Raw genomic sequence first — 21,255 nt, forward strand, 5'->3', positions numbered from 1 at the left:
CCCTCCTTACTCGGCAATGCGCTGGATGAAGCGCGTCTTGATCGGGAGCTTCGCGGCGCCGAGGCGCAGAGCCTCGCGAGCGATGTCCTCCGGCACGCCGTCGATCTCGAACATGATACGGCCAGGCTTTACCTTGGCCGCCCAGAATTCGGGAGCGCCCTTACCCTTACCCATACGCACTTCGGTCGGCTTCGACGACACCGGCACGTCCGGGAAGATGCGGATCCACACCCGGCCCGCGCGCTTCATGGCGCGGGTGATGGCGCGGCGAGCCGCTTCGATCTGACGAGCGTTGACACGCTCGGGTTCCATCGCCTTCAGGCCGAACTGGCCGAAGTTGAGGTCCGTGCCGCCCTTCGCGGTGCCGGAGATGCGGCCCTTGAACTGCTTACGGAACTTGGTTTTCTTCGGTTGCAACATGGCAAACCTCTCCTGACCTCTCGGTTACGCCGCCTGCTCGCGGCGGCCACCGGAGCGGCCTCCTTCGTCGTTCATCCGCCTGTCCTGGGCCATCGGATCGTGCTCAAGGATTTCGCCCTTGAAGATCCAGACCTTGATGCCGCAGGTGCCATAGGTCGTGAAGGCCGTGGACGTGCCGTAATCCACATCCGCACGCAGGGTGTGCAGCGGAACGCGGCCCTCGCGGTACCATTCGAGGCGGGCGATTTCAGCGCCACCCAGACGGCCCGAGCAGTTGATACGGATGCCCTCGGCGCCCAGACGCATCGCCGACTGAACGGCGCGCTTCATGGCGCGGCGGAAGGCGACACGGCGCTCGAGCTGCTGAGCGATCGAGTCGGCCACCAGCGTTGCGTCGACTTCCGGCTTGCGGACTTCGACGATGTTGATCGTCACATCCGCGTCCGTCATCTTGGCGACGAGCTTGCGCAGCTTCTCGATGTCGGCACCCTTCTTGCCGATCACCACGCCCGGGCGACCCGAGTGAATGGTGACGCGGCACTTCTTGTGCGGACGTTCAATGACGATCTTCGAGACGGCGGCCTGCTTCAGCTGCTTCATGAGAGCTTCGCGGATCGCCATGTCCTCGTGCATCAGCTTGGCGTACTCGCCCTTGCCGGCGAACCAGCGCGAGTCCCAGGTCCGGTTGATGCCGAGCCGAAGACCGATCGGGTTAACTTTCTGACCCATCTGGTTCTCCTTTATGCCTGTTCGGCAACTTCCCGAACCACAATGGTGAGGTTCGAGAACGGCTTCATGATACGAGCACCCCGGCCACGGGCCCGGGCGTGGAAGCGCTTCATGACGAGCGCCTTGCCGACGAAAGCCTGGCTGACGACGAGATCGTCCACATCGAGATTGTGGTTGTTCTCGGCGTTGGCAATGGCGCTCTCGAGGCACTTCTTCACGTCGCGAGCGATGCGCTTGCGGGAGAACTCGAGATCGGCGAGAGCCGCAGAAACCTTCTTGCCGCGGATAAGGGCCGCAACAAGGTTGAGCTTCTGGGGGCTGACGCGCAGCATGCGAGCGACGGCTTGAGCCTCTGTGTCGCTCAGTGCGCGAGGAGTCGCGGCCTTACCCATCTTACTTCCTCTTCGCCTTCTTGTCCGCCGCGTGGCCGTGGAAAGTGCGGGTCGGCGAGAACTCGCCGAACTTGTGACCCACCATTTCCTCGCTCACGTTGACGGGAATGTGCTTCTGACCGTTGTAGACCCCGAAAGTGAGGCCCACGAACTGCGGGAGGATCGTGGAGCGGCGGCTCCAGATCTTGATAACCTCGTTGCGGCCCGAGGAACGGGCAGCCTCGGCCTTCTTGAGGAGGTAGCCGTCGACGAACGGACCCTTCCAAAGCGAACGTGCCATGACGTGCCTCTATCCTTACTTCTTCCGAGCGTGACGGCTCGACACGATAAACTTGTCGGTCCGCTTGTTCGAACGGGTTTTCTTGCCCTTGGTCGGTACGCCCCACGGGGACACCGGATGGCGACCACCGGAGGTGCGGCCCTCACCACCACCGTGCGGGTGGTCGATCGGGTTCATGGAAACGCCGCGGTTATGCGGACGCTTGCCGAGCCAGCGGTTACGACCAGCCTTACCGATCGAGGTGTTCATGTGGTCCGGGTTCGACACCGCGCCGACGCTGGCGAAGCACTGGCCATGGACCAGGCGCTGCTCACCGGAGTTCAGACGGATCGTCACGTAGCCCTGGTCACGACCCACGATCTGAGCGTAGGTGCCGGCGGAGCGGGCGAGAGCGCCGCCCTTGCCGATCTTCAGCTCGACGTTGTGGATGATCGTTCCCACCGGCATGTTGCCGACCGGCATCGCGTTGCCCGGCTTGATGTCGACCTGCTCGCCAGCCGACACCTGGTCGCCGACAGCCATACGCTGCGGAGCCAGGATGTAGGACTGCTCGCCGTCGGCGTAGCGGATCAGAGCGATGAAGGCGGTGCGGTTCGGATCGTACTCGATCCGCTCCACGGCGGCCACATCGCCCAGACGGGCGCGACGCTTGAAGTCGACCAGGCGCAGGGTGCGCTTGTGACCACCGCCACGGAAGCGGACGGTCACGCGACCCATGTTGTTACGGCCGCCGGAGGAGCTCTTGCCCTCCGTCAGCTTCTTGACCGGCTTGCCCTTGTAGAGCTCGCTGCGGTCGACGATCACCAGCTGGCGCAGGCCGGGGGTGATTGGTTTGAAGGTTTTCAAAGCCATCGGATCACTCTCTCAACCGATCAGAGGCCCGTCGTGACGTCGATGGTCTGGCCCTCAGCGAGGGTTACAACCGCCTTCTTCACGTCCGACCGCTGGCCGCGGGTGCCGCGGAACATCTTCACTTTGCCCTTGGTGACGAGCGTGTTGACGCTCTTCACCTTGACATCGAACAGCTTCTCAACCGCTTCCTTGATCTGCGGCTTCGTCGCATCCAGCCGCACCTTGAAGACGACCTTGTTCTGTTCGGACAGGGTCGTGGCCTTCTCGGTGATGACCGGGCTTACGATCACATCGTAATGGCGCGGGTCCAGGCTCATTTGAAGCGCGCCTCCAGCGCATCGACAGCCGACTTCGTGAGAACGAGCTTCTCTCGACGCAGGATGTCATAGACGTTGATGCCCTGCACCGGCAGGACGTCGATGTTCGGGATGTTGCGAGCAGCCCGCTGGAAGTTCGTCTCGATCTCAGCGCCGCCGATGATCAGGGCGTTGCCGAGGCCGAGCTTGCCGAAGCGCTCGACGAGAGCCTTTGTCTTGGGCTCGGAGAGCTTCACGTCGTCGATCACGACGAGCGAGGCATCCTTGGCCTTGGACGAGAGCGCGTGCTTCAGAGCAAGGACGCGAACCTTCTTGGGCAGATCGTGAGCATGGCTGCGGACCTGCGGGCCGAAGGCACGACCGCCACCCCGGAACTGGGGAGCGCTCGCGGCGCCGTGACGGGCGCTGCCGGTGCCCTTCTGCTTGTAGACCTTCTTCGTCGTCCGGTCGATGGCCGAACGATTCTTGACGGCGTGCGTGCCGGCTTGGCGCTTCGCGAGCTGCCAGCGGACGCAACGGGCGAGCAGGTCGGCGCGCGGCTCGAGACCGAAAATGGCCTCGTTCAGGTCGACCGAACCAGCGGTGTTGCCCTCGAGCGTGGTGACATCAAGTTTCATCACGCATTCTCCTCTTGGGCCTGCTCAGCCTGGGCGGCCGGCGCAGCGTCGTTGGCCGTACGGAACGAGCCGGGCATCGGCACTTCCTTCGGCAGCTTGCGCTTCACCGCATCGCGGACGAAGATCCAGCCGCCAGCCACGCCGGGGACGGCGCCTTCGACGAGGATCAGACCGCGCTCGACGTCGGTCGACACGACACGCAGGTTCTGCGTGGTGACGCGCTCGACACCCAGGTGACCCGGCATCTTCTTGTTCTTGAACGTCTTGCCTGGATCCTGGCGGCCGCCGGTCGAACCGATCGAGCGGTGGGAGACCGACACGCCGTGCGTGGCGCGCAGTCCGCCGAAGTTCCAGCGCTTCATGCCGCCAGCGAAGCCCTTGCCGGTCGTGATGCCCGTGACATCCACGAACTGACCAGCAATGAAGTGATCAGCGGTGATCTCGGCGCCGACCGGGATGACAGCATCCTCGGAGACGCGGAATTCCGCGAGCTTGCGCTTCGGCTCAACCTGCGCAACGGCGAACCGTCCGCGCTCGGCCTTCGAAACGTTCTTTACCTTGGCCTTGCCGACGCCGACCTGCAGCGCGGTGTAGCCGTTCTTTTCCATGGTCCGGTGGGCGACGACCTGACAGCTGTCGACCTTTAGAACCGTGACCGGGATATGTTCGCCGGCATCCGTGAAGATGCGGGTCATCCCGACTTTCTGTGCAATGACGCCTGAGCGCATGTGCGTATCCTCTCGGCGTGTCTACCGAAAGCTCCGAGCCCGGCGGGCTTAGAGCTTGATTTCCACGTCCACACCAGCAGCGAGATCGAGCTTCATCAGAGCATCAACCGTCTGCGGGGTGGGGTCCACGATATCGAGAACACGCTTGTGAGTGCGCATCTCGAACTGCTCGCGCGACTTCTTGTCGATGTGCGGCGAGCGAAGCACCGTAAAGCGCTCGATGCGCGTCGGCAGCGGGATGGGCCCGCGCACCTGAGCGCCGGTCCGCTTCGCAGTCGACACGATTTCGCGTGTCGAAGCGTCGAGGATCCTGTGGTCGAACGCCTTAAGGCGAATACGAATGTTTTGACCGTTCATGGCTTATCCATTCAACAAGGGAAGCGACCGAGCCGAAACCCGGCCGCTGTCCTTTGATCCTCTAAAAATTAGTCCATCACGGCGGCGACGACGCCGGCGCCGACGGTGCGGCCGCCTTCGCGGATGGCGAAGCGCAGCTTCTCTTCCATGGCGATCGGCGCAATCAGCGTCACCTCCATGGTGATGTTGTCGCCCGGCATCACCATCTCGGTGCCCTCAGGCAGCGTCACCACGCCGGTCACGTCCGTCGTGCGGAAGTAGAACTGCGGGCGGTAGTTGCCGAAGAACGGCGTATGACGCCCGCCCTCTTCCTTGGTCAGGATGTAGGCCTCGGCCTTGAACTTCGTGTGCGGCTTGATCGAGCCCGGCTTGCACAGCACCTGGCCGCGCTCCACGTCCTCGCGCTTCGTGCCGCGCAGCAGCACGCCCACGTTGTCGCCCGCCTGGCCCTGATCGAGCAGCTTGCGGAACATCTCGACGCCGGTCACCGTGGTCTTCTGCGTGTCGCGCAGACCCACGATCTCCACTTCCTCGCCGACCTTCACGATGCCGCGCTCGACGCGACCCGTCACCACCGTGCCGCGGCCCGAGATCGAGAACACGTCCTCGATCGGCATCAGGAACGGCAGGTCCACCGGACGCTCCGGCTGCGGGATGTAGCGGTCAACCTCGGCCATCAGCTCGAGCACGCGCTCGCGCCCGATCTCCGGCGACCGGTCCTCCAGAGCGCACAGGGCCGAGCCCTTCACGATCGGAATGTCGTCGCCCGGGAAGTCGTACTTCGACAGAAGCTCGCGCACCTCCAGCTCAACCAGGTCGAGCAGCTCGGCGTCGTCGACCATGTCGACCTTGTTCATGAACACCACCAGGGCCGGAACGCCCACCTGACGCGCCAGCAGGATGTGCTCGCGGGTCTGCGGCATCGGGCCGTCGGCCGACGACACCACCAGGATCGCGCCGTCCATCTGCGCCGCACCCGTGATCATGTTCTTCACGTAGTCGGCGTGGCCCGGGCAGTCCACGTGGGCGTAGTGCCGGTTCGAGGTCTCGTATTCCACGTGCGCGGTCGAGATCGTGATGCCGCGCGCCTTCTCTTCCGGCGCCTTGTCGATCTGGTCGTACGCCGTGAACGTCGCGCCCCCGGACTCCGCCAGAACCTTCGTGATCGCCGCCGTCAGAGACGTCTTGCCATGGTCCACGTGACCAATCGTCCCAATGTTGCAGTGCGGCTTATTGCGCTGAAACTTTTCCTTCGCCATCGTGGCACCCGTTCCTTTGATCGTTCAAATATTCGCTTAGTGGGTTCAGGCGTATTTCGCCTGAACCTCGGCAGCCACGTTCGACGGCACTTGCTCGTAGTGGTCGAACTGCATGGTGTAGTTGGCCCGGCCCTGGCTCATGGAGCGCAGGGTGTTCACGTAGCCGAACATGTTGGCGAGCGGGACCATCGCGTTGATGACCACAGCGTTGCCGCGCATGTCCTGACCCTGGATCTGGCCACGACGGGAGTTCAGGTCACCGATGACCGAACCCGTGTAGTCTTCAGGGGTCACGACCTCGACCTTCATCACCGGCTCGAGCAGAACCGATCCGCCCTTCTGGAGGGCTTCACGGAGAGCGGCGCGAGAAGCGATTTCGAAGGCCAGGGCCGACGAGTCGACTTCGTGGAAGGCACCGTCGATGAGTTCGACCTTGAGATCGACCACCGGGAAGCCGGCAACGACGCCAGCGCCCACGACCGACTGGAGGCCCTTTTCGACGCCGGGGATGTATTCCTTCGGAACCGAACCGCCGACGATCTTCGAGTCGAAGGAGAAGCCTGCACCCTGCTCGTTCGGCTGGACGACCAGCTTCACGCGAGCGAACTGGCCGGTACCGCCGGTCTGCTTCTTGTGGGTGTAGTCGATCTCGGCCTTCTTCGTGATCGTCTCGCGATAGGCGACCTGCGGGGCGCCGACATTCGCATCGACCTTGTAGGTACGACGGAGAATGTCGACCTTGATGTCGAGGTGAAGCTCGCCCATGCCCTTCAGGATCGTCTGTCCCGACTCCTGGTCGGTCGAGACGCGGAAGGACGGGTCCTCAGCAGCCAGCTTCGAGAGAGCCAGACCGAGCTTTTCCTGGTCGGCCTTCGACTTCGGCTCGATCGCGATCTCGATGACCGGCTCCGGGAATTCCATGCGCTCGAGGATCACGGCCTTGATCGGATCGCAGAGCGTGTCGCCGGTGCGGACGTCCTTGAGACCAGCCAGGGCAACGATGTCGCCGGCAAAAGCCTCCTTGATGTCCTCGCGGTTGTTCGAATGCATGAGAAGCATGCGACCGACACGCTCTTTCTTGTCGCGGGTCGAGTTCAGGATCGATGAACCTGCATCGACCTTGCCCGAATAGACGCGGCAGAACGTGATGGTGCCGACGAAGGGATCGTCCATGATCTTAAAGGCGAGCATGGCGAAGGGCTCTTCGTCCAACGGACGGCGAACGGTCTCTTCTTCGGTCTTGTAGTCGATGCCCTTGATCTCGCCGCGATCCACGGGAGACGGCAGGAAGTCGACGACTGCGTCGAGAAGGGGCTGAACGCCCTTGTTCTTGAAGGCCGAGCCGCAGAAAACCGGATGGAAGGCGCGACGCTGCACGGCCGTGCGGACGAGACGGCGCAACGTCGCGTCGTCGGGCTCCTGGCCGTCGAGGTAGGCGCCCATGGCGTCGTCGTCCATTTCGACGGCAGCCTCGACGAGCTTCGTGCGGTATTCCTTGGCCTGGTCGAGAAGATCGGCCGGAATGTCGGTTTCCTCGAAATTCGCGCCGAGCGCTTCGCCGGACCAGACGATCGCCTTCATCTTGACGAGGTCGATCACGCCCTGGAAGTTGCTCTCAGCGCCGATCGGCAGCTGAAGGCAGACGGGCTTGCCGGCCACGCGGTCGATGATGTCGGCGACGCACTTGAAGAAGTCGGCGCCAGTCTTGTCCATCTTATTGACGAACACGATACGCGGAACGTCGTACTTGTCGGCCTGACGCCACACGGTCTCGGTCTGGGGCTCAACACCCTGGTTACCGTCGAGAACGCAGACGGCGCCGTCGAGCACACGCAGCGAACGCTCGACTTCGATGGTGAAGTCGACGTGGCCGGGAGTGTCGATGATATTCAGGCGCTTGTCGTTCCAGAAGCAGGTAGTGGCAGCGGAAGTGATCGTGATGCCACGCTCCTGCTCCTGCTCCATCCAGTCCATTGTCGCGGCGCCGTCGTGCACTTCACCGATCTTGTGGGACTTACCGGTGTAGTACAGGATGCGCTCAGTCGTCGTGGTCTTGCCGGCATCGATGTGGGCCATGATGCCGAAATTGCGGTAGTCCTCAATCGCGTGCGTGCGGGGCATCGCTAAGCTCCTTAAGGGCCGTTACCAGCGGTAATGCGAGAACGCACGGTTGGCTTCCGCCATACGGTGGGTGTCTTCGCGCTTCTTGACGGCATTGCCGCGGTTGTTCGAGGCATCGAGCAGCTCAGCTGAGAGACGCTCGACCATCGTCTTGTCATTGCGGCCGCGAGCAGCCTGGATGATCCAACGGATGGCGAGGGCCTGACGGCGCTCGGTGCGAACCTCGACCGGGACCTGGTAGGTCGCACCGCCGACGCGGCGGGAACGAACCTCGATCGCCGGAGCGACGTTGTCGAGGGCCTGCTTGAAGACCTCGAGCGGGTTCGCCTTGGCGCGGTTCTCGATGCTGTCGAAGGCACCGTAGACGATGCTCTCTGCAGCGGACTTCTTGCCGTCGTACATGATGGAATTCATGAACTTCGTGACGATGATATCCCCGAACTTCGGATCCGGGATGATCTCACGCTTTTCGGCGCTATGGCGGCGGGACATGAGCTAGCTCCGACCTGAATTGATGTTAACGGCTTACTTCGGCCGCTTCGCGCCGTACTTCGAACGACGCTGCTTACGGTTCTTCACGCCCTGGGTGTCGAGGACACCGCGGAGGATGTGGTAACGGACACCCGGAAGGTCCTTCACGCGACCGCCGCGGATCATGACCACGGAGTGCTCCTGAAGGTTGTGACCCTCACCCGGGATGTACCCGATGACTTCAAACCCGTTCGTCAGACGAACCTTGGCGACCTTACGCAGAGCCGAGTTCGGCTTCTTCGGGGTCGTCGTGTAAACGCGCGTGCACACGCCGCGCTTCTGCGGGCAGGCCTCAAGCGCGGGAACCTTATTCCGGCTCTTTTGCGCCGTCCGCGGCTTGCGGATCAGCTGAGAGATCGTTGGCATCCTGTGCCCTCTTTCACCAGCCACCGACCCGGTGGCCTTTGAGTGTCTTCAACGGTTGAACGCTGCGCTTCGCCTCTGCGGACCTTTTTAGGTTGCACAAAACGAAGCCACGCCATTGACTTGGATAAGCCCCTGGCGCGGTGCGGTTGCAGAGGACCACGATATCGAGACCGCGGTCGTGCCCTAAATCTGACATGTGTCAGTCAAGGTTGAGTTCGGCAGCGTTTAGGTGGCATCGGTCGAAGCTAGGCGCTTCGACTGGCGAAAACCTACGGCCAGCCGGAAAGTCCGGTTTCTCTAGCCTCCGAGTCGCGGAAAGTCAACAGGTTTCCGCTAACCAATCGGAAAGGTTCCGACTTTGAGGACCTCGGCGCCGGGCTCGGGTCTTATTTGGGATGGCTTATGGCCCGTGCAAGAGGACGATGAGCGCTTTCCCTGCCCTTTGCTGCCCACGGGGTCCGACGCTCTCCAAGGTAAGGCAAAGCGAGCCCAGGCTGCGGTCAAGCGCCCTACCCCACGCCATGAAAACGAAAAGGCCGCCCAGAGGCGGCCTTTCCAATCTCAATAGAGCCCAGCCAGGTTATTCTGCCGCCGGAGGCAGCTCGCTGACCTGAGCCTTGGACTCGGAACGCTTCTGCTGCAGGATCAGCTCGTCGCGATGCGTAGCGACGGCCTTGACCTGAGCGGTCAGCGCACCCGTACCGGCCGGGATGAGGCTGCCGACGATGACGTTCTCCTTGAGGCCCTCGAGGGTGTCGACCTTGCCGTTGACCGCCGCCTCGGTGAGGACGCGGGTGGTCTCCTGGAAGGACGCCGCCGAGATGAAGGAGCGGGTCTGCAGCGAGGCCTTGGTGATACCGAGCAGAACCGGCACGCCTTCGGCGGGCTTCTTCTTCTCGGCCACGAGACGCTCGTTGATCTCCTCGAGTTCGAGACGATCGACCTGCTCGCCGTTGAGAAGCTCGGAATCGCCGCCATCGGTGATCTCGACCTTCTGCAGCATCTGGCGAACGATCACCTCGATGTGCTTGTCGTTGATGAGCACGCCCTGGAGGCGGTAGACCTCCTGGATCTCGTTCACGAGGTAGGCGGCAAGCTCCTCGACGCCCTTGATCGCAAGGATGTCGTGCGGAGCCGGGTTGCCGTCGACGATGAAGTCGCCGACTTCGACCACGTCGTTATCCTGCAGGTGGATGTGCTTGCCCTTCGGGATCAGGTACTCCACCGGCTCGGAGCCGTCGTGCGGGTTCAACGTCAGGCGACGCTTGCTCTTGTAGTCACGGCCGAACTGGATCGTGCCGGACTTCTCCGCAATGATCGCCGCGTCCTTCGGACGACGGGCCTCGAACAGCTCCGCCACGCGCGGCAGACCGCCCGTGATGTCGCGGGTCTTGGCGCTCTCGGTCGAGACGCGGGCGAGGATGTCGCCGGCCTTGACCTTCGAGCCTGGATCGGCCGCGAGGATCGCATCCACCGGCAGCAGGTAGCGGGCATCGCCACCACGGGCGACCTTGGCAACCTTGCCGCCGGCGCCCTGGATGACCACCGCCGGACGCAGATCGGCCGTACGCGGAGAACCGCGCCAGTCGATGACCACGCGCTTGGCGATGCCGGTCGACTCGTCCATCGACTCGATCATCGATGCACCGTCGACCAGGTCCTCGTAGCCCACCGTACCGTCGATCTCCGTGAGGATCGGACGGGAGTACGGATCCCACTCGGCGATACGCTGGCCGCGCTTGATCGTGTCACCCTCGTCCACCTTCAGACGGGAGCCGTATTGCAGGCGGTGGACCGCCCGCTCGGTGCCGTCGGAGCCGATGACCACAACAGCCACGTTGCGGCCCATGACGACGAGGTCGCCGTCGGAGTTGCGCGCAATGTTCTTGTTGCGGAACCCGATCGTGCCTTCGAAGCTCGACTCGATGAAGGACGAGTCCGCGATCTGGGCCGCGCCGCCGATGTGGAAGGTACGCATGGTCAGCTGCGTGCCCGGCTCGCCGATGGACTGCGCTGCGATGACGCCCACTGCCTCGCCGTGGTTGACCGGGGTACCCCGGGCCAGGTCGCGGCCGTAGCAGGTGGCGCAGACGCCGTTCTTCGACTCGCAGACGAGCACGGAGCGGATCTTCACCTCTTGGATACCGGCAGCGCCGATGGCCTCGAGATGATGCTCCTCGATCATCGTGCCCGTTGGGACAATGACGGTGCCGTCCTGGGCCAGCAGGTCCTCCGCCGTCGAGCGGCCGAGGATGCGGGAAGCCAGCGACGCGACCACTTGGCCGGCGTCGATGATGGCCCGCATCTTGATGCCCCTCTCGGTGCCGCAATCCGGCTCACGGATAACCGCGTCCTGCGCCACGTCGACGAGGCGGCGGGTCAGGTAACCTGAGTTCGCCGTCTTGAGCGCGGTGTCGGCCAGGCCCTTACGGGCGCCGTGGGTCGAGTTGAAGTACTCGAGAACGTCGAGGCCTTCCTTGAAGTTCGAGATGATCGGCGTCTCGATGATCTCGCCGGACGGCTTGGCCATGAGGCCGCGCATCGCCGCGAGCTGCTTCATCTGGGCCGGCGAACCACGGGCGCCCGAGTGGGACATCATGTAGATCGAGTTGACCGGCTTGTCGCGGCCGTGCTCGTCCTTCTGCACCGTGGAGATGCGGTTCATCATCTCGGCAGCGAGACGGTCGGAGCACTTCGCCCAGGCGTCGACAACCTTGTTGTACTTCTCGCCCTGGGTGATGAGGCCGTCCTGGTACTGCTGCTCGTAGTCCTTCGCGAGGGCACGGGTCTCCTCGACGATCTCCCACTTGTTCTCCGGGATCACCATGTCGTCCTTGCCGAACGAGATGCCGGCGCGGAACGCATTGTAGAACCCGAGGCCCATGATGCGATCGCAGAAGATGACCGATTCCTTCTGACCGCAATGCCGGTAGACGGCATCGATCATGTTGGAGATCTCCTTCTTCGTCATGAGCTTGTTCACGACTTCGAAGGGGAGCATCGGGTGCTTCGGCAGGAGGCGCGAGAGCATCACGCGGCCGGCCGTGGTGTCGACGATCTTCGAGACCGGCTTGCCGTCCTCGTCGAGGCCTTCCCAGCGGTAGCGGATCTTCGTGTGGAGCGTGATAACCTTCTCGTTCAGGGCATGCTCGATCTCGCCCATGTCGGCGAAGGCCTTGCCCTGGCCGGGCTGACCGTCGGAGACGATGGACAGATAGTAGAGGCCGAGAACGATGTCCTGCGACGGCACGATGATCGGCTGACCGTTGGCCGGGTGCAGGATGTTGTTCGTCGACATCATCAGCACGCGGGCTTCAAGCTGAGCCTCGAGCGAGAGCGGCACGTGGACGGCCATCTGGTCACCGTCGAAGTCCGCGTTGAACGCGGCGCAGACGAGCGGGTGCAGCTGGATCGCCTTGCCCTCGATGAGGGTGGGCTCGAAGGCCTGGATGCCGAGGCGGTGGAGCGTCGGGGCGCGGTTGAGCAGCACCGGATGCTCGCGGATGACCTCGTCCAGGATGTCCCAGACCTCGGGCTTTTCCTTCTCGACTAGCTTCTTCGCCTGCTTGACGGTGGCGGACAGGCCGCGGGCGTCGAGCTTGGCGTAGATGAACGGCTTGAACAGCTCGAGCGCCATCTTCTTCGGCAGGCCGCACTGGTGCAGCTTGAGCTCCGGACCGACCACGATGACCGAACGGCCCGAGTAGTCGACGCGCTTGCCGAGCAGGTTCTGACGGAAGCGGCCCTGCTTGCCCTTCAGCATGTCGGCGAGCGACTTCAGCGGACGCTTGTTGGCGCCGGTGATGACGCGTCCGCGGCGGCCGTTGTCGAACAGGGCGTCGACAGCCTCCTGGAGCATGCGCTTCTCGTTGCGGACGATGATGTCCGGCGCACGCAGCTCCATCAGGCGCTTCAGGCGGTTGTTGCGGTTGATGACGCGGCGGTAGAGATCGTTCAGGTCCGAGGTCGCGAAGCGGCCGCCGTCGAGCGGCACGAGCGGGCGCAGATCCGGCGGGATCACCGGAACGACCGTCATGATCATCCATTCGGGCTTGTTGCCCGACTGGACGAAGGCCTCGATGATCTTGAGCCGCTTCATGAGCTTCTTGGGCTTCAGCTCGGACGTGGTGACCGCAATCTCCTCGCGGATCTCCTGCGCGGTCTTCTCGAGGTCGAGTTCCTGCAGGATCCGGCGGATGGCCTCCGCGCCGATCATGGCCGTGAAGGAATCCTCACCGTACTCGTCCTGAGCACGGATGTACTCCTCCTCGGTGAGAAGCTGACGATCCTTGAGGGGCGTCAGGCCTCCATCGACGACGATGTAGGATTCGAAATAGAGGATGCGCTCCAGATCCTTCAGGGTCATGTCGAGCAGCAGACCGATGCGGCTCGGCAGGGACTTCAGGAACCAGATGTGAGCGACGGGCGCGGCGAGCTCGATATGGCCCATGCGGTCGCGACGGACGCGGGCCAGCGTCACCTCGACGCCGCACTTCTCGCAGATCACGCCCTTGTACTTCATGCGCTTGTACTTACCGCACAGGCACTCGTAGTCCTTGATGGGACCGAAGATGCGCGCGCAGAACAAGCCGTCGCGCTCGGGCTTGAACGTACGGTAGTTGATGGTCTCAGGCTTCTTGATCTCGCCGTAGGACCAGGACAGAATCTTCTCAGGGCTCGCGATCGAGATCTTGATCTGATCGAAGCTCTGCGGCTGGGCCGTCTGGTTGAAGAGATTCATGACCTCTTGATTCATCGCCGTCTCCTGGGCTGAAGGGCGCTAGATAAGCACCCGCACCGGCAATTGCATGGGGCCGCGGCTTCGAAGCCGCGGCCAAACGTCGAACTTGAAGCGCTCAGGGCGCTTACTCGGCCGCCTCGGACGGAGGCAGCTGCCCCGGCTCGTTGGCGGCCTTCTTGGAGTTGGTCAGCTCCACGTTGAGGCCGAGCGAACGCATTTCCTTCACGAGAACGTTGAAGCTCTCCGGAATGCCCGACTCGAAGGTGTCGTCGCCGCGAACGATGGCCTCGTAGACCTTCGTACGGCCGGCCACGTCGTCCGACTTGACCGTGAGCATTTCCTGCAGGGTGTAGGCTGCGCCGTAAGCTTCCAGAGCCCAGACCTCCATTTCGCCGAAGCGCTGGCCGCCGAACTGGGCCTTGCCGCCCAGCGGCTGCTGGGTGACGAGGCTGTAGGGGCCGATGGAACGGGCGTGGATCTTGTCGTCCACGAGGTGGTGGAGCTTCAGCATGTAGATGTAGCCCACTGTCACCTTGCGGTCGAAAGCTTCGCCCGTGCGTCCGTCATAGAGCGTCACCTGGCCCGAAGGGTTCAGACCGGCCTTCTCGAGCATGGCCTCGATGTCCGCCTCCTTCGCACCGTCGAAGACGGGCGTGGCGAACGGAACGCCGCGACGCAGCTTGTTGCCGAGCTCGACGAGTTCCTCGTCCGAAGCCTCCTCGATCTCGGGCATATTGCCGTAGATCGAGACGAGCTGATCGCGCAGCGCGTTGGACTTGCCCGACTTCATGTAGGCATCGACCGCCTGAGCGACCTGCTTACCGAGACCGGCAGCAGCCCAGCCGAGGTGCGTCTCGAGGATCTGACCCACGTTCATGCGGCTCGGCACGCCGAGCGGGTTGAGCACGATATCCGCGTGGGTTCCGTCCTCGAGGAACGGCATGTCCTCGATCGGCACGATGCGCGACACGACACCCTTGTTGCCGTGACGGCCGGCCATCTTGTCGCCCGGCTGGATCTTGCGCTTCACGGCCACGAAGACCTTGACCATCTTCATGACGCCCGGAGGAAGCTCGTCGCCGCGCTGCAGCTTCTCGACCTTGTCGAGGAAGCGCTGCTCGAGACGCTTCTTCGACTCGTCGTACTGCTTCTGCATGGCCTCGATCTCGGTCATCAGAGCATCGTCTTCGACCGCGAACTGCCACCACTGCGACCGCGGATACTCGTTGAGGAGCTCGCGGGTGATCGTTGCGTCCTTCTTGTAGCCCTTCGGGCCCGCAACGCCGCTCCTGCCGGACAGGATCTCGGCAAGGCGCGCATAGGTGTTGCGATCGAGGATCGCCTGCTCGTCGTCGCGGTCCTTCGCGAGACGCTCGATCTCCTCGCGCTCGATGGCCTGGGCGCGTTCGTCCTTGTCGACGCCGTGACGGTTGAAGACACGGACTTCGACGATGGTGCCGGTCACGCCCGGGGGCACGCGCAGCGAGGTATCGCGAACGTCGGAGGCCTTCTCGCCGAAGATGGCGCGCAGAAGCTTCTCTTCCGGCGTCATCGGGCTTTCGCCCTTCGGCGTGATCTTGCCGACGAGAATGTCGCCCGCATGGACCTCGGCGCCGATATAGACGATGCCGGCCTCGTCGAGGTTCTTCAGCGCCTCTTCCGACACGTTCGGAATGTCGCGCGTGATTTCCTCGGGACCCAGCTTCGTGTCGCGGGCCATCACTTCGAATTCCTCGATGTGGATCGAGGTGAAGACGTCTTCCTTCACGATCCGCTCGGAGAGCAGGATCGAGTCTTCGAAGTTGTAGCCGTTCCACGGCATGAACGCGACGAGCACGTTCCGGCCGAGGGCCAGCTCGCCGTATTCGGTCGAGGGACCGTCGGCGATGATGTCACCCTTGCGCACCATGTCGCCGGCGCGCACCAGCGGCTTCTGCGTGATGCAGGTCGACTGGTTGGAGCGCTGGAACTTCTGGAGGCGATAGATGTCGACGCCGGGACGGGTCGGATCCGTGTTCTCCGTGGCGCGGATGACGATACGGGTCGCATCCACCTGGTCGACCACGCCGGTGCGGCGGGCCGCGATGGCGGCACCCGAGTCGCGGGCCACGACCGCTTCCATGCCGGTGCCGACGAACGGAGCGTCCGCCTGGACCAGGGGAACGGCCTGACGCTGCATGTTCGAGCCCATGAGGGCGCGGTTCGCGTCGTCGTTCTCGAGGAACGGAATGAGCGCGGCCGCGACCGACACGAGCTGCTTCGGCGACACTTCCATCAGGTCGACGCGATCGGGAGCCACGACGATGTTTTCACCGGCGCGGCGGCAGATCACGAGATCTTCCGTGAGGGTGCCGTTGGCATCGAGCGTCGAGTTGGCCTGGGCGATGTTGTACTTCGCCTCCTCCATGGCGGAGAGGTAGATCACCTCGTCCGTCACCCGGCTCTCACGCACGCGGCGGAACGGCGTCTCGATGAAGCCGTACTTGTTGACACGGGCGAAAGTCGCCAGAGAGTTGATCAGACCGATGTTCGGGCCTTCCGGCGTTTCGATCGGGCAGATGCGGCCGTAATGGGTCGGGTGCACGTCGCGCACCTCGAAGCCGGCGCGCTCGCGGGTCAGACCGCCCGGGCCGAGGGCCGAGAGGCGACGCTTGTGCGTGACTTCCGAGAGCGGGTTCGTCTGGTCCATGAACTGCGACAGCTGCGAGGAGCCGAAGAACTCGCGCACGGCGGCAGCGGCAGGCTTCGCGTTGATCAGGTCCTGCGGCATGACGGTGTCGATATCGACCGACGACATACGCTCCTTGATCGCGCGCTCCATGCGCAGGAGGCCCAGACGGTACTGGTTCTCCATGAGTTCGCCGACCGAACGCACACGGCGGTTGCCGAGGTGGTCGATGTCGTCGATCTCGCCCTTGCCGTCGCGCAGGTCCACGAGCGCCTTCGTCACCGCGAGGATGTCCTCGCGGCGAAGGGTGCGCACGGTGTCCTCGGCGTCGAGGTCGAGGCGCATGTTCATCTTCACGCGGCCCACGGCCGAGAGGTCGTAGCGCTCGGCGTCGAAGAACAGCGAGTTGAACATGGCCTCCGCCGTCTCGAGGATCGGCGGCTCGCCCGGACGCATGACGCGGTAGATGTCGAACAGGGCGTCCTCGCGGGACGAAGCCTTATCGACGGCCAGCGTGTTGCGGATATACGGGCCGACCGTGACGTGGTCGATGTCGAGAACCGGGATCTCGGCGAAGCCGGAATCGAGCAGCCCCTTCAGCAGCTTCTCGGTGATCTCGTCACCCGCTTCGGCGTAGACTTCGCCGGTGGACGGATTCACGAGGTCTTCCGCGATGTACTGGCCGTAGAGGTCTTCATCGGTCGCGCGCAGGTTCTTGAGGCCCTTCTCGGCGAGCTGGCGGGACGTGCGGGCGGTCAGCTTCTTGCCCGACTCGAGCACGACCTCGCCGGACTTGGCGTCGATCAGGTCTACGGCGGCCTTGAAGCCCTTCATGCGCTCCGCGTCGAACGGCACGGACCAGGCATCGCCGTCACGCGTGTAGATGATGTGGTTGTAGAAGGTGTTGAGGATCTCTTCCCCGTCGAGGCCCAAAGCGTAAAGCAGCGACGTCGCCGGAAGCTTACGCTTACGGTCGATACGCGCATACACGATGTCCTTGGCGTCGAACTCGATGTCGAGCCAGGAGCCGCGATACGGGATGATGCGGGCCGCGAACAGCAGCTTGCCCGACGAGTGCGTCTTGCCCTTGTCGTGGTCGAAGAACACGCCCGGCGAACGGTGCATCTGGGAGACGATGACGCGCTCGGTACCGTTCACGATGAAGGTGCCGTTGTCCGTCATGAGCGGCATGTCGCCCATGTAGACGTCCTGCTCCTTGATGTCCTTCACCGAGCGGGCGCCGGTATCCGGATCCACATCGAACACGATGAGGCGCAGCGTGACCTTGAGCGGCGCAGCGAAGGTCATGCCCCGCTGACGGCACTCGTCGACGTCGTATTTCGGCGGCTCGAACGTGTACTTCACGAACTCGAGCAGGGCAGTATTAGAAAAGTCCGAAATCGGGAAAACCGATTTGAAAACGGCTTGCAAGCCCTCTTCCGGCCGGCCACCCTTTGGCTCTTCGACCATCAGGAACTGGTCGTAGGATGCCTTTTGAACCTCGATCAGGTTCGGCATCTCCGCCACTTCCTTGATTTTCCCGAAGAACTTGCGAATGCGCTTCCGGCCGATCAGTGTGTTGGCCATCTGGACCTCGTTCCTCATACACGGCTAATCGAGAACCCCGAGAGACTAGGCTCCTCGATTAGCCGCCCGGCGGCTCAATCCGCCCGCTAACCGCAAGAATTCAGGTCCGCTTTCGGACCTCCTGACGTGCCGCCAAGGCGACTGCAGGAAGCCGGACCTCTTTGACGACACAACGGCCCCAGGCAAAAACGCCCGGGACCGTGTGTTTTTGAACCCGATCGCTCGGGGGTAACCCTGCAGCCTTACGGCCGCAAAATTACTTAAGCTCGACCTTGGCGCCGACCTTCTCGAGGGTCGCCTTGATCTTCTCGGCTTCGTCCTTGGAAACGCCTTCCTTAACCGGCTTCGGCGCGCCTTCGACGAGGTCCTTAGCTTCCTTCAGGCCCAGGCCCGTGATGGCACGGACTTCCTTGATGACCTCGATCTTCTTGTCGCCGGCACCAGCCAGGACGACCGTGAACTCGGTCTGCTCTTCAGCGGCAGGAGCGCCAGCGCCGGCGCCAGGAGCAGCGGCAACGGCAACGGCCGCAGCAGCGGAAACGCCCCACTTTTCTTCGAGCATCTTCGAGAGCTCAGCAGCCTCGAGAACGGTCAGCGACGAAAGATCGTCAACGAGCTTGGCAAGATCAGCCATTTTTTAGATCCTTAAGTTCAGTTCGAACAGTTTGATGGTTGAGGTTACGGCCTCACGCCGCTTCGCCTGTCTTGGCATAGGCCCCGAATACGCGGGCGAGCTTCGCCGCCGGCGCAGTGCTGAGCTGAGCGATCTTGGTAGCCGGGGCCTGGATGAGGCCGACCAGCTTGCCGCGCAGTTCATCGAGGGACGGCAGAGTGGCAAGCGCCCTCACTCCGTCCACGTTCAGGGCGGTCGTGCCCATTGCGCCGCCGAGGATCACGAGCTTGTCGTTACCCTTGGCGAAATCGACAGCGACCTTGGGCGCCGCGACCGGATCGCTCGAATAAGCGATCAGGGTCGGACCTTTCATAAGGTCCGAGATGGACGCGACGTCCTTGCCTTCGAGAGCGATTTTGGCGAGGCTGTTTTTTGCGACCTTCACGGTGGCGCCGGCCTGCTTCATCTGCGCGCGCAGCTTTCTGCATATCGGCGACCGTGAGACCAGCATAGTGGGCAACGACGACAACGCTCGTGGTGTTAAACACGTCGTTGAGAGTCGAGACGAGCTCGCGCTTTGCTGCTCTTTCCACAGGGCTCTCTCCGGTTGGCGGGAATATCCGCCGGTTGCATTTGCCGCTCAAGGCCCGGACTTGCATCCGAGGCATCTTGAACGACGCTCTCGCAAGCCCTGTCCCCCAAATGACGCCTGGCGGCGCACCGGGTGAGATGGTTCGAACCGATCCTTGTCGCCTGCGTTAACAGGCGTAAAACTCGGCTTCCCCGTCTATGCAGGATCTTTCGAATTAAACTGGCAAGCCAGCACCTGCAGTCTCGGACAGGACATAGCCGGAACGCGCCAAAGGTTGCCCTTTGGCTCGCCGGCTTGTCACCGCCCCGTCTCCGGGACGGATTCGCAGCCAAAAGCCCACGCACGAGCGGAGCCTCGGCCTATATTGAAACTCAACGCGTTCTATTAAGCCTTTCTGAAGCATTTGCCAAGAGGCTTTTCGGCGGCCTATCGCGTTAATTTACGATACGTAATTTCATATGCGGGCGATCCGGCTCTATTCGCTCAGCTCTCTGCGGAATGCTGGAGCCGGCTCTTCTTCTTTCTCGGGTCGCGGATCGTCAGGTCGCCCGGACGGATCAAACCGACAGCGATACAAGCGCCCGATCAAACGGCCGACCTCGCCACCTGATCCGACCGCTTTGAGAATGCTACAGATTTCCGAAAGTGCCCTCTTGCAACAATGTGATGGCTGGAAGCTTCACATTCAAGAGGCACCAGAACGAAAAGCCCGGCACGAATGCCGCGCCTCGACGCGAAACTCGACGGCGCCGCGGACGTCCATGATGACCGTTCCGGCCTTCGGGTCCGGCCTCAGGTCGTTTGTCTGCGCTACACCATGTCAGTTCGAGCGGCGCAGGCTGCTGCCCTTCCGAGAAGAAAGACTTTCTCAGGCCCATTGCGGCTAAGCTTGGCCGCATGCTCGAACTGGACCTTGGCTTCAGGCAGCCGGCCCGCCCGGAACAGGAAATCTCCCCTCGCCGCCGGCAGCGGAGCATAGTGGCGCAAGGTGGCCTGGTCGATGTCGTCGAGGAGCGTCAAGCCGGCTTCCGGGCCGAAGGCCCAGCTGTGGGCAACGGCTCGGTTGAGATCGACCACGGGGGAAGGCATGACCAAGCGGAGGATGTCGTAAAGGCCAGAGATCCTGCGCCAATCCGTCTCCTCGGTCCGGTGGGCCCGTGCATGGCAGGCGGCGAGCGCAGCCTGGAGGGCGTAGGGCCCGGCGGCACCGCCCAGGGCCTCGGCGCGCTTCAGGGCCGCGAGGCCCCGGCGGATCAGAAGCTGGTCCCAGCGAGCCCGGTTCTGCTCGGTCAAGGGAATCGGCACTCCATCCGGGCCGACGCGGGCCGCCAGGCGGGAGGCCTGGAGTTCCATCAACGCGAGGAGGCCGAAGACCTCGGAATCGTCGGGCGCCAGACCGGCAAGGATGCGGCCCAGCCGCTGAGCCTCGGCACACAGAGCCGGGCGGATCAGATCCTGGCCGGCGGTGGCCGAGTAGCCCTCGTTGAAGATGAGATAGATCACCTCCAGCACCGAGGAGAGGCGTTCCTGCCGCTCCTGTCCGCGCGGCACCTCAAAGGACAGACCTGCCCTCCCGAGCGTCTTCTTGGCCCGGACGATGCGTTGGGCGACGGTCGGCTCGCTGGAGAGGTAGGCACGAGCGATCTCCTCCGTCGTCAGCCCGCCGATCAGCCGCAGGGTCAGGGCGACCCTCGCCTCGGGGGAAAGAATCGGGTGGCAGGCCGCGAAGATCAGGCCCAGCAACTCGTCGCCCAGATCGTCGTCCATCGCCGCCTCGATCACTTCGATGCCGGTGTCGTCCCTATCCGTGAGGTCGCGACCGATCTCGGCGTGCTTGCGCGCAAGCATCCGGTCGCGCCTCAGGAGGTCGATGGCCCGGCGCTTGGCGGTGGCGGTCAGCCAGGCGCCGGGATTGGCCGGAACGCCGGCTCTCGGCCATTCGGACAGGGCCGTGACGAAGGCGTCCTGCGCCAGCTCTTCGGCCAAGCCTACATCCCGCACCATCCGGGCCAGGCGTGCAATGAGCCTGGCCCGCTCGATCCGAAAGATCGCCTCGATCGCCCGGTGAGGTTCGGTTGCGGCCAC

At 63.4% G+C, this 21,255-nt stretch carries 17 protein-coding genes and 1 pseudogene; all 18 read right to left on the reverse strand.

Annotation, left to right across the window (positions count from 1 at the left end; translation table 11 throughout):
- Positions 1 to 6 precede the first annotated feature (6 nt).
- The 18 genes and pseudogenes from rplP to ACD578_RS12290 all read right to left on the reverse strand — a co-directional run bounded on the left by rplP (position 7) and on the right by ACD578_RS12290 (position 21,255).
- Positions 7 to 420 carry a 50S ribosomal protein L16 gene (rplP, locus tag ACD578_RS12205; protein WP_036352973.1) on the reverse strand — a complete coding sequence of 138 codons (414 nt, stop codon included), beginning with the start codon at positions 418 to 420 and terminating at the stop codon, positions 7 to 9.
- 24 nt (positions 421 to 444) lie between these two features.
- Positions 445 to 1,149: a 30S ribosomal protein S3 gene (gene rpsC, locus ACD578_RS12210; RefSeq protein ID WP_152712966.1), complete on the reverse strand. Its 705-nt coding sequence runs from the start codon at positions 1,147 to 1,149 to the stop codon at positions 445 to 447.
- Positions 1,150 to 1,160: 11 nt separating this feature from the next.
- On the reverse strand, positions 1,161 to 1,541 hold the full coding sequence (gene rplV / locus ACD578_RS12215) for a 50S ribosomal protein L22 (RefSeq protein ID WP_152712967.1): 381 nt from the start codon (positions 1,539 to 1,541) through the stop codon (positions 1,161 to 1,163).
- A gap of 1 nt (position 1,542) precedes the next feature.
- Positions 1,543 to 1,821, reverse strand: coding sequence for a 30S ribosomal protein S19 (rpsS, locus tag ACD578_RS12220; protein ID WP_036352963.1), 279 nt, complete (start codon positions 1,819 to 1,821; stop codon positions 1,543 to 1,545).
- Positions 1,822 to 1,836: 15 nt separating this feature from the next.
- Positions 1,837 to 2,673 (reverse strand): 50S ribosomal protein L2, encoded by an 837-nt coding sequence (rplB, locus tag ACD578_RS12225; protein WP_404293372.1) that lies wholly within the window; start codon positions 2,671 to 2,673, stop codon positions 1,837 to 1,839.
- A gap of 20 nt (positions 2,674 to 2,693) precedes the next feature.
- Entirely contained in the window at positions 2,694 to 2,990 is a 297-nt protein-coding gene (locus tag ACD578_RS12230) for a 50S ribosomal protein L23 (RefSeq protein ID WP_036358344.1), read from the reverse strand.
- The gene (gene rplD / locus ACD578_RS12235; protein ID WP_152712969.1) at positions 2,987 to 3,607 is read right to left on the reverse strand and encodes a 50S ribosomal protein L4; all 621 of its coding nucleotides are present in this window, start codon (positions 3,605 to 3,607) and stop codon (positions 2,987 to 2,989) included. Before rplD ends, ACD578_RS12230 begins: the two co-directional genes overlap by 4 nt.
- Positions 3,607 to 4,335, reverse strand: coding sequence for a 50S ribosomal protein L3 (rplC, locus tag ACD578_RS12240; protein ID WP_152712970.1), 729 nt, complete (start codon positions 4,333 to 4,335; stop codon positions 3,607 to 3,609). The genes rplD and rplC overlap by 1 nt, the downstream gene beginning before the upstream one ends.
- Positions 4,336 to 4,383: 48 nt before the next feature.
- Entirely contained in the window at positions 4,384 to 4,692 is a 309-nt protein-coding gene (gene rpsJ / locus ACD578_RS12245; RefSeq protein WP_009764298.1) for a 30S ribosomal protein S10, read from the reverse strand.
- Between the two features lie 68 nt (positions 4,693 to 4,760).
- Positions 4,761 to 5,951, reverse strand: coding sequence for an elongation factor Tu (gene tuf / locus ACD578_RS12250; RefSeq protein WP_152718694.1), 1,191 nt, complete (start codon positions 5,949 to 5,951; stop codon positions 4,761 to 4,763).
- Positions 5,952 to 5,996: 45 nt separating this feature from the next.
- On the reverse strand, positions 5,997 to 8,072 hold the full coding sequence (fusA, locus tag ACD578_RS12255) for an elongation factor G (RefSeq protein WP_404293376.1): 2,076 nt from the start codon (positions 8,070 to 8,072) through the stop codon (positions 5,997 to 5,999).
- Between the two features lie 21 nt (positions 8,073 to 8,093).
- Positions 8,094 to 8,564 carry a 30S ribosomal protein S7 gene (rpsG, locus tag ACD578_RS12260; RefSeq protein WP_404293377.1) on the reverse strand — a complete coding sequence of 157 codons (471 nt, stop codon included), beginning with the start codon at positions 8,562 to 8,564 and terminating at the stop codon, positions 8,094 to 8,096.
- 33 nt (positions 8,565 to 8,597) lie between these two features.
- Entirely contained in the window at positions 8,598 to 8,969 is a 372-nt protein-coding gene (rpsL, locus tag ACD578_RS12265; protein WP_009764294.1) for a 30S ribosomal protein S12, read from the reverse strand.
- Between the two features lie 580 nt (positions 8,970 to 9,549).
- The gene (rpoC, locus tag ACD578_RS12270) at positions 9,550 to 13,725 is read right to left on the reverse strand and encodes a DNA-directed RNA polymerase subunit beta' (RefSeq protein ID WP_404293381.1); all 4,176 of its coding nucleotides are present in this window, start codon (positions 13,723 to 13,725) and stop codon (positions 9,550 to 9,552) included.
- Between the two features lie 109 nt (positions 13,726 to 13,834).
- Positions 13,835 to 17,965: a DNA-directed RNA polymerase subunit beta gene (gene rpoB / locus ACD578_RS12275; RefSeq protein WP_152714771.1), complete on the reverse strand. Its 4,131-nt coding sequence runs from the start codon at positions 17,963 to 17,965 to the stop codon at positions 13,835 to 13,837.
- A 256-nt stretch (positions 17,966 to 18,221) separates the two neighbouring features.
- Positions 18,222 to 18,599 carry a 50S ribosomal protein L7/L12 gene (gene rplL, locus ACD578_RS12280; protein ID WP_213566646.1) on the reverse strand — a complete coding sequence of 126 codons (378 nt, stop codon included), beginning with the start codon at positions 18,597 to 18,599 and terminating at the stop codon, positions 18,222 to 18,224.
- 52 nt (positions 18,600 to 18,651) lie between these two features.
- Positions 18,652 to 19,171: pseudogene (rplJ, locus tag ACD578_RS12285) on the reverse strand (50S ribosomal protein L10).
- 809 nt (positions 19,172 to 19,980) lie between these two features.
- Complete coding sequence (locus tag ACD578_RS12290) at positions 19,981 to 21,255, reverse strand: RNA polymerase sigma factor (RefSeq protein WP_404293384.1); 1,275 nt, start codon at positions 21,253 to 21,255, stop codon at positions 19,981 to 19,983.

Source organism: Microvirga sp. RSM25 (assembly GCF_044784385.1).
GTDB lineage: Bacteria > Pseudomonadota > Alphaproteobacteria > Rhizobiales > Beijerinckiaceae > Microvirga > Microvirga tunisiensis.

Excerpts from the sequence above, each read along its gene's own strand:
- rplP (WP_036352973.1), bottom strand. The coding sequence starts at position 420 with ATGTTGCAACCGAAGAAAACCAAGTTCCGTAAGCAGTTCAAGGGCCGC.
- rpsC (WP_152712966.1), bottom strand. The coding sequence starts at position 1,149 with ATGGGTCAGAAAGTTAACCCGATCGGTCTTCGGCTCGGCATCAACCGG.
- rplV (WP_152712967.1), bottom strand. The coding sequence starts at position 1,541 with ATGGGTAAGGCCGCGACTCCTCGCGCACTGAGCGACACAGAGGCTCAA.
- rpsS (WP_036352963.1), bottom strand. The coding sequence starts at position 1,821 with ATGGCACGTTCGCTTTGGAAGGGTCCGTTCGTCGACGGCTACCTCCTC.
- rplB (WP_404293372.1), bottom strand. The coding sequence starts at position 2,673 with ATGGCTTTGAAAACCTTCAAACCAATCACCCCCGGCCTGCGCCAGCTG.
- ACD578_RS12230 (WP_036358344.1), bottom strand. The coding sequence starts at position 2,990 with ATGAGCCTGGACCCGCGCCATTACGATGTGATCGTAAGCCCGGTCATC.
- rplD (WP_152712969.1), bottom strand. The coding sequence starts at position 3,607 with ATGAAACTTGATGTCACCACGCTCGAGGGCAACACCGCTGGTTCGGTC.
- rplC (WP_152712970.1), bottom strand. The coding sequence starts at position 4,335 with ATGCGCTCAGGCGTCATTGCACAGAAAGTCGGGATGACCCGCATCTTC.
- rpsJ (WP_009764298.1), bottom strand. The coding sequence starts at position 4,692 with ATGAACGGTCAAAACATTCGTATTCGCCTTAAGGCGTTCGACCACAGG.
- tuf (WP_152718694.1), bottom strand. The coding sequence starts at position 5,951 with ATGGCGAAGGAAAAGTTTCAGCGCAATAAGCCGCACTGCAACATTGGG.
- fusA (WP_404293376.1), bottom strand. The coding sequence starts at position 8,072 with ATGCCCCGCACGCACGCGATTGAGGACTACCGCAATTTCGGCATCATG.
- rpsG (WP_404293377.1), bottom strand. The coding sequence starts at position 8,564 with ATGTCCCGCCGCCATAGCGCCGAAAAGCGTGAGATCATCCCGGATCCG.
- rpsL (WP_009764294.1), bottom strand. The coding sequence starts at position 8,969 with ATGCCAACGATCTCTCAGCTGATCCGCAAGCCGCGGACGGCGCAAAAG.
- rpoC (WP_404293381.1), bottom strand. The coding sequence starts at position 13,725 with ATGAATCAAGAGGTCATGAATCTCTTCAACCAGACGGCCCAGCCGCAG.
- rpoB (WP_152714771.1), bottom strand. The coding sequence starts at position 17,965 with ATGGCCAACACACTGATCGGCCGGAAGCGCATTCGCAAGTTCTTCGGG.
- rplL (WP_213566646.1), bottom strand. The coding sequence starts at position 18,599 with ATGGCTGATCTTGCCAAGCTCGTTGACGATCTTTCGTCGCTGACCGTT.